The sequence below is a fragment of the Pseudoalteromonas sp. BSi20439 genome (assembly GCF_000241165.1).
Lineage (GTDB): Bacteria > Pseudomonadota > Gammaproteobacteria > Enterobacterales > Alteromonadaceae > Pseudoalteromonas.
Genome location: NZ_BADW01000011.1, coordinates 1 through 13,197, shown reverse-complemented (window position 1 = coordinate 13,197; position 13,197 = coordinate 1). Strand labels below are relative to the sequence as shown.

Sequence of the window (13,197 nt, the reverse complement as noted above, 5' to 3'; positions counted from 1 at the left end):
GAACGACAGGTGCTAAAAACACAACATAACTATCAACTTATTAACAATAAACGCGTAATTTAAGCCTTTAACCGTTGTATCAACTTGAATAAGCTTTATTAAAACACTCGCAACTAAGATGATCATAATGATCACTAGCAATAATCTACCCGAATAGATCCCATATATGACAAAGCTCGGAAAATAATACGCTGCAGCTAGCATACTGTTAATGTTACTACGGGGAATTGAAGTAGGTAAGAGCTATGCCACAGTATTAATAAAATCACGGCTATTAATAGTGTCTACCTGAAGGTGGCTTTTGTTTATATGTATTAGCAAAGCTTTAATATAAGTAGGAGTTGCTGTTACTCAATTTTAGGCAAAATAAAGCCCCGCATTTGCGAGGCTACTATTTATGCTACACCGTATTGATCTCGGTAAGCTTTTACCGCCGCTAAATGCTCATCCATGGTACCTTGGATCTCAAGGTAACTAATTAAATCAGCCAATTTAACGATAGAAGTAACTTGAGTATCAAAGTCACGTTCTACTTCTTGTATAGCAGAAAGCTCTGCTTTACCTTTTTCTTGACGATCAAGTGCAATTAAAACACCACTTAAATCTGCGCCATTTTCAGCAATAATTTCCATTGACTCGCGAATAGCTGTACCGGCGGTGATCACATCATCAACCAACATGATCTTACCTTTAAGCTCAGATCCAACTAAGCTACCACCTTCACCGTGTGCTTTTTTCTCTTTACGGTTAAAACAATAAGGTACATCTTTATTATAATGATCAGCTAAAGCAACTGCGGTTGTTGTTGCAATTGGAATACCTTTATAAGCAGGGCCAAATAGTACATCATATTCAATTGCTGCATCTTCAAGTGCCGCCGCATAAAAGCGACCTAAGCGCGCCAAATCACGACCTGTATTAAACAAACCCGCATTAAAGAAGTAAGGACTAGTACGGCCAGACTTTAAAGTAAACTCGCCAAACTTTAATACCTGCTTTTCTAAAGCAAACTCAATAAACTCTTTTTGATATTCTTTCATTGCCAGTTACCTATTTATGCTAGTGCTTGCTTTTGTACATCAATAATTTCACGAATTGAATGCTTAGCGAGTGTAAGTAGTTCATCAAGTTCGTCAAACGAGAAAGGTTCACCCTCAGCGGTTCCTTGTACCTCAATAATTTTACCGGTTTCAGTTAAAATTACATTCATGTCAGTTTCAGCGTCAGAATCTTCTAGGTATTCTAAATCGCTAATCGCTTGGCCTTTATATATACCAACAGAAATAGCAGCGATCATATGTTTAAGTGGGTTTGAGTTAATCATCCCTTTTGCACGCATATACGTTAGTGCATCAACAAGCGCAACGCACGCACCACTTATAGACGCTGTACGCGTACCACCATCAGCTTGGATTACATCACAATCAATAGTAATTGTGTTTTCACCGAGTGCTTTTAGATCAATTGCTGCACGTAAAGAGCGAGCAATCAGGCGCTGTATTTCCATTGTACGACCGCCTTGTTTACCTCGCGTTGCTTCACGACTATTACGTGTGTGTGTTGCGCGCGGTAACATGCCATATTCTGCGTTTACCCAACCTTTACCTTGACCTTTCATAAAGCGTGGTACGCCAGCCTCAACTGTCGCAGTACAAAGTACCTTAGTGTTGCCAAACTCTACCAATACTGAACCTTCAGCATGCAAAGTGTAATTACGTGTAAACGTAACCGGTCTAATTTGATTAGGTGTTCTTTCGCTTGGACGCATTGACGATCCCCTTAATTCTGAATTTGCCACATTATATGTTGATGTGAATATAGATGCCATGTTGATTTATATTAAAGTGTGTTTAAAAAACACTCAGCAGTGTTAAATTTTCTTTAGAGCTTGAGCAGTGTTACGGTATAATAATCGTAATATTTTATTTAAAAATGTAGGAAAACATCCATGATCCACAGTATGACAGCTTATGCGCGTCGCGAAATAAAAGGCGAATGGGGCACTGGCACGTGGGAAGTTCGCTCAGTGAACCAACGTTATCTTGAAACCTTTATTCGTGCACCAGAGCAATTTCGTGGCATGGAACCCGTTATCCGCGAGCGTCTGCGTAAGCACTTACAGCGTGGTAAGGTCGAAGTTTTCTTAAAGTTTGTAGCAAACCCTGCACATGTGGGTGAACTATCAATTAATCAATCTCTTGCTGAGCAATTAATTAACAGTGCTAAGTGGGTTCAACAACAAAGCAATGGTGATATTAATCCTGTTGATATTTTACGTTGGCCTGGCGTGATGGAAGCGCAAGAAATTGATATGGATAGTGTAAATACGGCACTCATTACTGGCCTTGACCAAGTAATTGAAGACTTTAAATCGGCACGTGGTGATGAAGGTGCAAACCTTGAAGAAATGATAACTACACGATTAACCGCCATTTTAGAGCAAGTTGATATTGTTGAAGCACACATGCCAGAAATTACTAAATGGCAACGTGAAAAGTTAATACAAAAACTTGAAGATTTAACAACAAATATTGATGAGTCACGTCTTGAGCAAGAACTGATTTACCTTGCACAAAAGCAAGATGTAGCAGAAGAACTTGATCGTTTAAAATCGCACGTTAAAGAAACACGTAAAATTTTGAGTAAAGGTGGTGCTTGTGGTCGTCGTTTAGATTTTATGATGCAAGAGTTTAACCGTGAAGCAAATACCCTAGCCTCTAAATCAATCAACAGCGACATCACCAATGCTGCAGTTGAGCTAAAAGTATTGATAGAGCAAATGCGTGAGCAGATTCAGAATATTGAATAACGCATAATGCTTTTTGGCTCACTTGAGCACAATTAGCTAAATAAAGTATAATAGTTGTAATTAAAGGCTTGAGTTATTTATAACTCAAGCCTATTTATTTTAAAAATAGAGATCATAATGGCACACTCTCGCGGAAACTTATTCATTTTATCGGCACCTTCTGGGGCGGGTAAATCTAGCTTAATAAATGCATTACTGAAAAAGCATGCTGATATGAAAGTATCGGTATCGCACACTACTCGCGCACCGCGCCCTGGTGAAAACAATGCAGAACATTACCATTTTGTATCAGTTGATGAATTTAAAGCGCTGATTGCCAAAGATGATTTTTTTGAATGGGCACAAGTATTTGACAATTATTACGGTACTTCTAAACAAGCGATTGAAGAGCAACTCGCCGCAGGCATTGATGTATTTTTAGACATTGATTGGCAAGGTGCTCGTCAAGTTCGAGAAATAATGGATGACGTAAAAACTATCTTTATTCTTCCGCCATCAAAACAAGAGCTAGAACAACGTTTAAATAACCGTGGCCAAGACTCTGCTGAAATTATTGCCGGGCGAATGGCGCAAGCTCAATCAGAAACCTCTCATTTCAACGAATACGACTATGTTGTAGTGAATGATGATTTTGATACTGCTTTAAGCGATTTGGAAACGATAGTAATTGCACAGCGATTAACGCTAAAAGCGCAAGTAGCGCGCCATCAAACTTTAATTAATGAACTACTCAAGTAATCTAAATTATGATTAATTGTCGGATCATGCCTTAAAATAGATAAAAATTAACCACTGGCTATTGGCGAAACTTGCTGCGTGCAGTAAACTACGCCTTTGCTTTTAAATTATTTTGGAGTGCTAAGATGGCTCGCGTAACAGTTGAAGATGCAGTAGATGCAATTGGTAATCGTTTTGACTTAATTTTAGTTGCGGCCCGTCGTGCCCGCCAAATTGCTGTTGGTGGTAAAGATCCACTAGTAGATCCTGAGAACGATAAGCCAACAGTTGTTGCTTTACGTGAAATCGAACTTGGTTTAGTTGATAATTCTTCAATGGATGTTATTGATCGTGAAGAACAACAACATCAAGAAGCGGCAGAACTAGCTGCTGTTGCTGCCATCGTTGGTGGCAACCAATAATCAACCGCCCGGTCTGATTTAGCTAACGGCATAGTATTTCAACTATAGCCGTTGGCAATCCTTTGTTTTCATCGTATATTCGTAACTTATCCTAACTTATTTGCTTCACGAGAACATTGGAGTGTGAATGTATCTTTTTGAAGGTCTTAAAAAGAAAATCTCAAAATACTTGCCAGCAGACGATGTTGAGCTAGTTCAAAAAGCCTACGTGGTAGCCCGAGAGGCCCATGAGGGTCAAACTCGTTCAAGTGGCGAGCCGTACATTACTCACCCCGTTGAAGTCACTCAAATATTAGCAAGTATGCACCTTGACCATGAAACGCTCATGGCGGCACTGATGCATGATGTGATTGAAGACACCGATTTTAGCCAACAAGATTTAGCTGAAATATTTGGTGAAACAGTGGCAGAACTCGTAGAGGGTGTGAGCAAGCTTGATAAATTGAGCTTCAAAGATAAAAAAGAATTCCAAGCTGAAAACTATCGAAAAATGATTATGGCAATGACCCAAGATATTCGGGTTATTTTAATCAAGTTGGCTGATAGAACGCATAACATGCGCACATTAGGCGCACTTCGTCCAGATAAACGCCGCCGTATTGCTCGCGAAACTCTAGAAATTTATGCGCCGATTGCTAATCGTTTAGGTATTCACGATATAAAAAATGAGCTAGAAGATTTAGGTTTTCAAGCACTGTATCCAATGCGTCATCGTGCACTTAAATCTGAAGTGGCTAAAGCGCGTGGAAATCGCAAAGAAGTTATTTCAAATATTCAAACAGAAATTGAAGCTCGTCTTGAAGAATCTGGCATAAAAGCGACCGTATCAGGCCGTGAAAAGCATCTATACAGTATTTATAAAAAAATGCTCAACAAAGAGCTGCTGTTTAACGAAGTCATGGATATTTACGCATTTCGTATTGCAGTAGACTCTATGGATACCTGTTATCGCGTACTTGGTGTAGCTCATAACTTATATAAGCCAATTGAAACCCGCTTTAAAGACTATATTGCTGTGCCAAAAACTAATGGTTATCAATCATTACATACTTCTTTAGTTGGCCCGCATGGTATTCCTGTAGAAATTCAAATCCGTACTTTGGATATGGATCATATGGCTGATAAAGGGGTCGCGGCTCACTGGATGTATAAAAAGTCGGGCGACAGTGCGGGTCATACTGCACAGCAGCGCGCACGCCAGTGGATGCAAAGCTTATTGGAATTGCAACAAAGTGCAGGTTCCTCGTTTGAATTTGTAGAAAATGTAAAAACAGAGCTATTCCCAGAAGAAATTTATGTCTTTACCCCAGATGGCCGGATTATTGAACTTCCTATGGGTGCAACGGCGGTCGATTTTGCTTATGCCGTTCATACTGATGTAGGTAATACCTGTGTCGGTGCGCGTGTTAATCGTAAGCCTTACCCTTTAAGTAAAGCCATTGATACAGGGCAAACAATAGAAATTATTACCAGCTCAGGCGCTCACCCTAACGCAACATGGCTTAACTTTATTGTTACTGGCAAAGCACGATTAGGCGTACGCAATTACCTTAAGAGTCAACAGCATGAAGAGGCATTATTACTCGGTCGTCGCTTACTTGACTCTGCGCTGGGTGAAAATAAATTTGATAACCTCCCAGCTGAAAATATTACACGAGTGCTTGAAGAGCATGAGCTTTCCTCTACTTTAGAATTATTAGTAGAAATTGGTTCAGGTAATTTAATGAGCATGTTAATTGCTAAGCGCTTATTACAAAATGACAATGATGATTTAAACGACATTGCTAAGCGTGCTAAGGCAACCATTATTGGTACCGAAGGCATGTTGGTTAATTATTCTAAATGTTGTCGTCCAGTGCCTGGAGACGCTATTACTGCCCATGTTAGCCAAGGTAAAGGTTTAACCGTTCATCGCCAAGAGTGTAAGAACATTCGAGGCTGGGAAAATGATCGTTCAAAATACCTAGTCGTAAAATGGGATGACAATCCAGAAAAAGAATACATTGCGGCTTTAAGAGTAGAAATAATTAACCACCAAGGTGCGCTGGCTAAATTAACTAATGTGGTCGCCACTACACAGGCCAATATCGTAGAAATAGCTACCGATGAAAAAGAAAGTAATTTATACGTGATAGACTTAGGGATCACAGTTAAAAACCGTATTCATGTCGCCAATATTATGCGCCGTATACGTGTTATGCCCGATGTACAAAAAGTCTATCGTAAAAAATAAAATAGGAACATCATGAATAAAGCATTTATATCAACGGATAAAGCTCCTGCAGCAATTGGCACATATAGCCAAGCAGTAAAAGTGGGTACAGCTGTATATTTATCAGGGCAAATTCCACTTGTCCCAGAAACAATGGACGTTATTTCTGAAGACTTTAGCGAACAAACACACCAAGTATTTAAAAATATCAGCGCGGTTTGTGAAGAAGCTGGCGGTACTATTCAAGACTTAGTAAAAGTGAATATTTACCTTACTGATCTTTCAAACTTTGCCATTGTGAACGAAGTCATGAGCCAATACTTTAAACAACCTTACCCTGCGCGTGCTGCTATTGGCGTTCGTGCACTTCCTAAAGGTGTTCAAGTAGAAATTGATGGCATCATGGAGCTACCTTCAACAAACTAACTTCTATAAGCTATGAGCGCCGCTCATAGCTTTTATTCCTATCTATAACTACACTTTGATGATTTCTTGACTCAAAACTAAATTTCTAGCACTCTGTAATCACGTTATTTTATTAAACCTTACTTTAGTAGTATAAAAGGATAACTTGTGTTTAAGCTTGCTCATAATGGCAATGTATTACTCGATACGAGTAAATCTGCACCCGCCAGTGCTGCTTTTATTATAGAAGCAATTGCGCAGTCGCCTTACAGCGAGTGTGAGATCAATCATGACGCCATAAATAACTATTTCAACAGTGCAACACCTGAACGAATCTTAGTTGTTGCAACACGCCACGATGCAACCTTAAGCGTTGAGATCAGTGATGATAAAATGCTAGCTACGGGCACGCTCACTCTCGCCAAAGGGGGAGCAACACTCAGTTTTGATGAAGCTAAAAAAGAATTAGTTAAAGCGCACGTTGCGAGAGGTTACAAACAAGCATTTTTAGAGCAGCTTTTACAAAAACAATTTGAACTTCCACCAGGCGCTGTAGTTAGCGGGCCACTTGCTAAGGGACGTTTACCTACTGACGGCCAAGATAGCAAATTTAAAGCTATGGTTGAAACCTTAAAAGATCGCCTTAAAGCACCCAAATTAAAAGAAGATGGTAGTGTTGATATGCGTGACTTTGGTAAATTGGCAAGCGTAAAGCCGGGTGAATTACTAATACAACAGCAACCTGCTACCCCCGGTCAAGAAGGGTTTACCGTGATAGGTGATGTTTTACCTGCTAAACCTGGACAAGTTCATGCCTTAATAGCGGGAGAAGGTACAGAAATATCCAAAACCAACCCAATGGAATTACTATCGACTATTGCAGGTGTCCCTGTAGAAATAAATAACGGCATGCGTGTTGACGATATTTTTACTATTAACGATGTGTCTGTAAAAACAGGTCATATAGACTTTGAAGGTAGTGTGGTAGTCAGTAGTAGTGTAGAGCCTGGAATGCGGATTAATGCAACTGGCGACATCACCGTTTTTTGGCACTGTCGAATCTGGCGAATTAACTGCCGGTGGTGATATAACTGTAAAACAAGGACTTATTGGCCATCAAAAGCCTGAAGATAAATCACTGTCTTGCAAAGTAATCTGTGCAGGCGATGTGCATGCCTCACACTCTCAATATTGCTATATTGAAGCTAATAACATACTGGTTGACCGCCAAGCCAGTCACAGCTCAATGAAAGCAAAAAATATAATTCAAATTGGTCAATCAGAACTACCTAAAGGAAAGTTATTTGGGGGTGAAATTTTAGATGGCACTAAACTAATTGCCGGAGAAATTGGTAACGAATCAGGGGCTAAAATGGCAATTAATTTAGCTGCTTCAGCCACTCAAATGACCAAAGATATTGATAAGTCTTTTAGTGAATTAACAGCTGCAAATGAACAGGTTGATAGCTTACAAGCAGCCTTAGAAAAAGCAGATTTAATAAAAGATGCAGATAAAAAAAGTGAACTCATGAATAAGATTGGGACCACGCAGCTGTATCATAGCCAACAAGCTGAGCAACTAGAAAAGCAGGTGGCTAGTTTAGAACAGCAGTTAAATACCCTGCTTGATGAAGCCATTTTAACCGTAAATACTGTTTTGCACTCTGGGGTGGAGATCCATATCTTCAACAAGATGCTTAAAACAACCCGTAACTTTCCACCAAGCAGTGTTAAGTTAGAAAACAATAAGATTGAAATTGAATTTAAAACTTAATCATAAGGGGCTGTTACTAACAGCCCCTTATTCTTTATAGTAAACCGTCTACACTTTCATAGGTTTGCGCTGGCCAAACACCTACCTGTACTTGCCCTATGTGTTGTTTTTGTAATAACAGCATAGCCAAACGAGACTGACCAATACCACCACCAATTGTTTGTGGAAATTTACTTTCTAGCAATGCTTTATGCCAATCAAACTCTAAACGGTCTTCATCACCGGTAATTCCCAATTGAGCTTGCAAAACCTCAGGGCTCACCCGAATTCCCATAGATGATATTTCGAAAGCGTCTTCAAGAATTGGATTCCATACTAAAATATCGCCATTTAACCCCATATAGTGCTCACAAGTGGGTGTTGACCAGTCGTCATAATCTGGCGCTCTCACATCATGAATTTTACCATCACTTAATGCTCCGCCAATACCAATTAAAAACACAGCACCATATTCTTGAGCAATCGCTTTCTCACGCTGCTTAGCGCTAAAGTCAGGGTACATTTTACGTAGTTCTTCACTGTGTACAAACGTAATTTGAGTTGGCAAAAATGCTCTTAAACCAAAGCTGTCACTAACATATTTCTCAGTGGCTTTAATACCTTGGTAAATCGTTTCAACCGTTTGTTTAAGGGTAGATAAAGAACGCTGCGTACTTTCACAAATAACTTGCTCCCAATCCCATTGATCAACATAAATAGAATGAATAGGGCTTAGTGAATCTTCGTCAGGTCGCAACGCTTTCATTTGTGTATAAATACCTTCACCTTGTGAAAAACCATATTCACCCAAGGTTTTACGTTTCCACTTAGCAAGAGAATGCACTACTTCGTAACGGCTATCTGCAATTGCTTTCACATTCACTGCAACAGCGTTCTCGTGCCCACTTAAGTTATCCTGTGTACCGTCGCCTACTTTAGCTAAAATAGGCGCTTGAACTTCAATTAAGCCCAGCTTTTGTTCTAATTGCTGCGAAAAGAACTGCTTAACTTTACTTATTTGCTGCTGCTGCTGCACATAATGTGAACTCATAATAATTGGCCTCATTCCCAGTTATTGTATTTACTACTTAGCGCACAATTACGCTTCAATGAGGTTATCGTAACAATTAAACTATTTAATTCAATATCCCATAATAAAAATAGCTTTATGATATTAAAACCATTAAAAAATGGTATAAAATAATTAATACCATAATTAAAGACGGTTAAATCTATGGAAAATTATCAAATCGATAATCTTGATAAACAGATTCTGCATGCATTAATGGATAATGCGCGTACACCTTATGCTGAATTAGCAAAACGCTTTAGTGTAAGCGCAGGAACAATTCATGTGCGAATCGAAAAAATGAAACATGCAGGGATCATCATAGGTACTCAACTAACCATTAATACAAAGCAATTAGGTTACGATGTGTGTTGTTTTATTGGTATTAATTTGAACAACGCGCGCGATTATCCGCAAACACTTATAAAATTAGAATCATTAGAGGAAGTGGTCGAAGCATATTACACCACTGGTAATTACAGTATTTTTATTAAAGTAATGACTCGCTCTATCGATCATCTACAAGATGTGTTGATCAATAAAATACAAGCAATAGAAGCCATTCAATCAACCGAAACCCTGATCTCATTACAAAATCCGATAAGTCGAACAGTGGTGCCTTGAGGTGAAAAATCTCGTATAATTTGCCGAAAAAGAGGACTCCCATGCAGCAAACTCGTTACCAAAGAATTGAAAGTGTACTTTCGCGTCGTCAAACCGACCTTACCGTATGTTTAGAAGATGTACATAAGCATCATAACTTATCCGCTATTGTTAGAACGGCCGATGCCGTTGGTTGTCATCATGTACATGCCGTGTGGCCAGAAAAACAAAAGTGGCTCACCAATAATACTTCTGGTGGTAGCAAAAATTGGTTAGACACACATCTTCACAGAAACATAGATGATGCCGTTGCAAGTATGCGTGCTCATAATCCTGATGTACAAATTTTAGCGACGCATTTAAGTGAAGATGCCGTCGACTTCAGAGAAATAGATTACACTAGACCCACTGCAATTATTGTCGGTCAAGAAAAAACGGGGATCTCTCCACAAGCCTTAGAGTATGCAGATCAAAACATCATTATTCCAATGCAAGGCATGGTGCAGTCATTAAATGTATCCGTTGCAGCAGCCTTAATTTTATTTGAGGCGCAGCGCCAGCGTGATCTAGCTGGTTTATACAATAGAAATATGCTCGGCGAGGAAATTAAGCACCCCATGTATTTTGAAGGCTGTCACCCAATTATTGCAAGGCAATGTAAACAAAAGAACCTGCCTTACCCTGCTCTTGATGAGAACGGCGAAATTGTTGCTGATGAACAGTTTTGGCAGGCGTTAAAACATACTTGATGCATATACAGTGTATCAGTACACTTAACTCACTAAATAATAATAATTGAGCCTACATTGTCTAAACCTAGCTTAAGCCAATACCCAATCACAGAACTTAAAGGCGTTGGTCCTAAAATGGCTGAACGGCTTTTAAAGCTAGGTATTAGTACAGTACAGGACATGCTATTTCATTTACCGCTTAGGTATGAAGACAGAACCCGTATTTATACAATTAGTGAGTTGACCCCCCATAGCCACGTAACTGTTCAAGCAACCATTGAAACTAGTCAAATAACCTTTGGAAAGCGGCGCATGCTGGTTTGCCAAATAAATGATGGTACAGGCAGGTTAACATTACGATTTTTTAATTTTACCGCAGCACAAAAAAACGCATTTAGCGCGGGTAAAATAATTCGCTGCTTTGGCGAAATACGTCGCGGACGTGTTGGCTTTGAAATGAACCACCCAGAATACAGTATTAGCGACACTTTTGAACAACAACCAACATCATCAACACTTACGCCAGTCTATTCAACAACCGAGGGGTTAAAGCAACTCTCTATTAGGGCGTTGAGTGAACAGGCAATAGAATTACTTCAAAAATATGCAGTAGAAGAGCTACTTCCCCAACAATGGCAACCATCACAACTTGGGTTAAGCGATGCATTATTATTACTACACCGCCCCCCCAATGACGTTGATATCATTGCACTTGAACAGGGTACTCACCCAGCACAGCAGCGACTCGTATTTGAAGAATTACTGGCACAAAATCTCAGTTTATTAAAAGTAAGAGAACAGGGGCAGCAAGTTAAAGCCGTTGCACTTGAGCCTACTAATTCATTAGAGGGACAGTTTTTGGCGCAATTACCCTTTGCGCCAACCAACGCACAAAGTCGTGTGGTATCAGAAATTAAAGCAGATTTACAAAATGCGTACCCTATGATGCGATTAGTTCAAGGTGATGTTGGCTCGGGTAAAACACTAGTCGCAGCCCTGAGCGCTTTAACCGCAATAGCACGAGGCTATCAAGTTGCATTAATGGCGCCGACTGAAATTTTATCAGAGCAACATGGAATCAACTTTTCTAGCTGGTTTGAAAGTCTTGGAATAACCGTTGCTTGGTTAGGCGGTAAAACTAAAGGAAAAGAGCGCATTAATACACTTGCAATGATCGCCTCTGGTGAAGCGCAAATGATTATTGGCACTCATGCGTTATTTCAAGATGAAGTAAAATTTAACAACCTGGTACTTATTATTATTGATGAACAACACCGTTTTGGTGTTCATCAGCGTTTATCATTGCGTGAAAAAGGCCGTTTTGGTGATTGTTACCCACATCAGCTAGTAATGACAGCAACACCTATACCACGTACGCTGGCGATGACCGCCTATGCAGACTTAGAAACCTCTGTGATTGACGAATTACCACCAGGGCGAACACCTATCACTACAGTTGCTATTCCAGATACTCGTCGAGAAGACATTATTAGTCGCGTAAAACTTGCCTGTAACGAGCAAGGTCGGCAAGTTTACTGGGTATGTACACTGATAGACGAGTCTGAAGTACTACAATGCCAGGCAGCTGAAGACAGTGCATTACAATTAAAAGAAGCATTACCTGAGCTTAATATTGGCTTAGTCCATGGGCGAATGAAAGCCGTTGAAAAACAAGCCATTATGAGCGATTTTAAAGCGGGTAACATTCATGTACTTGTGGCAACAACCGTGATCGAAGTTGGGGTTGATGTGCCTAATGCGAGTTTAATTATTATCGAAAACCCTGAGCGCCTAGGTTTAGCACAGCTTCACCAACTACGTGGCCGCGTAGGCCGTGGAGCTACAGCATCTCACTGCGTGCTTTTATATAATGCACCGCTTTCACATACCGCACAGAAACGATTGGGAGTACTGCGCGATAGTAACGACGGGTTTGTTATCGCAGAGCGTGATTTAGAGATACGCGGCCCAGGTGAAGTCCTTGGCACCAAACAAACCGGCTTAGCAGAATTTAAAATTGCAGACTTAGCACGAGATAAGCAAACCTTAAATCAAGTTAGACCCATAGCACAACAGATGTTGAAGCAATATCCTCAGTATGTAGATCCACTCATTCAACGCTGGTTAGGTAATAAGTCAAATTACGCACAAGCTTGATTGTACATTCACATAAAGCGACATATTAATTTTCCCAACTAGTTATTACCTATACCGCAACTTGCGCCTTTCAACTCGCATCTGTGCTTTACACTTTTCTGCTGACGTAAAAAAGCCCGACTCTTTCGAATCGGGCTTTCTTGTATTTGGAGTCGGTGCGCTACTTCGTAGCGACAACGCAGTAGAATGTCCTACTTTCACATAGCAAATAGGATACTATTATTGTGTCGGGGCGGCCTTGTGCGGGGCTCGCCTTCGAGCTGTTTTGTTTGATGTATAGGAATACGAATGCCGTGGAGTACAGGATGTTCGAGAGCGG

Annotated in this window: 11 protein-coding genes and 1 pseudogene; 9 read left to right on the top strand and 3 right to left on the bottom strand. The window is 40.1% G+C overall.

From position 1 onward, the window contains the following. Positions 1-395 precede the first annotated feature (395 nt). Together pyrE and rph are read right to left on the bottom strand one after the other, a co-directional pair. The gene (pyrE, locus tag P20439_RS01540) at positions 396-1,040 is read right to left on the bottom strand and encodes an orotate phosphoribosyltransferase (RefSeq protein ID WP_008111262.1); all 645 of its coding nucleotides are present in this window, start codon (positions 1,038-1,040) and stop codon (positions 396-398) included. Positions 1,041-1,054: 14 nt separating this feature from the next. Continuing rightward, on the bottom strand, positions 1,055-1,768 hold the full coding sequence (gene rph / locus P20439_RS01535) for a ribonuclease PH (protein ID WP_008111261.1): 714 nt from the start codon (positions 1,766-1,768) through the stop codon (positions 1,055-1,057). Positions 1,769-1,948: 180 nt separating this feature from the next. On the opposite strand from rph, the gene P20439_RS01530 reads away from it, so the two are divergent. The 6 genes and pseudogenes from P20439_RS01530 to P20439_RS01505 all read left to right on the top strand — a co-directional run bounded on the left by P20439_RS01530 (position 1,949) and on the right by P20439_RS01505 (position 8,339). After that, a complete protein-coding gene (locus P20439_RS01530; protein ID WP_008464069.1) occupies positions 1,949-2,809 on the top strand; it encodes a YicC/YloC family endoribonuclease in 861 nt (286 codons plus the stop codon). Positions 2,810-2,926: 117 nt separating this feature from the next. After that, on the top strand, positions 2,927-3,547 hold the full coding sequence (gmk, locus tag P20439_RS01525; RefSeq protein ID WP_008108224.1) for a guanylate kinase: 621 nt from the start codon (positions 2,927-2,929) through the stop codon (positions 3,545-3,547). A gap of 125 nt (positions 3,548-3,672) precedes the next feature. Next, the gene (rpoZ, locus tag P20439_RS01520; protein ID WP_008108220.1) at positions 3,673-3,948 is read left to right on the top strand and encodes a DNA-directed RNA polymerase subunit omega; all 276 of its coding nucleotides are present in this window, start codon (positions 3,673-3,675) and stop codon (positions 3,946-3,948) included. Between the two features lie 127 nt (positions 3,949-4,075). Then, positions 4,076-6,181, top strand: coding sequence for a bifunctional GTP diphosphokinase/guanosine-3',5'-bis pyrophosphate 3'-pyrophosphohydrolase (spoT, locus tag P20439_RS01515; RefSeq protein ID WP_008464067.1), 2,106 nt, complete (start codon positions 4,076-4,078; stop codon positions 6,179-6,181). Between the two features lie 12 nt (positions 6,182-6,193). Continuing rightward, positions 6,194-6,586 carry a RidA family protein gene (locus P20439_RS01510; protein ID WP_008108210.1) on the top strand — a complete coding sequence of 131 codons (393 nt, stop codon included), beginning with the start codon at positions 6,194-6,196 and terminating at the stop codon, positions 6,584-6,586. 147 nt (positions 6,587-6,733) lie between these two features. Next, positions 6,734-8,339, top strand: a pseudogene (locus tag P20439_RS01505) (DUF342 domain-containing protein). Between the two features lie 34 nt (positions 8,340-8,373). On the opposite strand, the gene asnA reads toward P20439_RS01505, so the two are convergent. Beyond that, positions 8,374-9,369 carry an aspartate--ammonia ligase gene (gene asnA / locus P20439_RS01500; RefSeq protein ID WP_036932667.1) on the bottom strand — a complete coding sequence of 332 codons (996 nt, stop codon included), beginning with the start codon at positions 9,367-9,369 and terminating at the stop codon, positions 8,374-8,376. A 183-nt stretch (positions 9,370-9,552) separates the two neighbouring features. Here asnA and asnC point away from each other — a divergent pair, with 183 nt between their 5' ends. The 3 genes from asnC to recG are packed head-to-tail and all read left to right on the top strand — an operon-like array spanning position 9,553 to position 12,878. After that, positions 9,553-10,011 carry a transcriptional regulator AsnC gene (gene asnC / locus P20439_RS01495; RefSeq protein ID WP_008464060.1) on the top strand — a complete coding sequence of 153 codons (459 nt, stop codon included), beginning with the start codon at positions 9,553-9,555 and terminating at the stop codon, positions 10,009-10,011. 41 nt (positions 10,012-10,052) lie between these two features. Beyond that, on the top strand, positions 10,053-10,739 hold the full coding sequence (trmH, locus tag P20439_RS01490; protein ID WP_008108201.1) for a tRNA (guanosine(18)-2'-O)-methyltransferase TrmH: 687 nt from the start codon (positions 10,053-10,055) through the stop codon (positions 10,737-10,739). A 57-nt stretch (positions 10,740-10,796) separates the two neighbouring features. Beyond that, positions 10,797-12,878 carry an ATP-dependent DNA helicase RecG gene (gene recG / locus P20439_RS01485; RefSeq protein ID WP_008464059.1) on the top strand — a complete coding sequence of 694 codons (2,082 nt, stop codon included), beginning with the start codon at positions 10,797-10,799 and terminating at the stop codon, positions 12,876-12,878. The last annotated feature ends 319 nt before the right edge of the window (positions 12,879-13,197 follow it).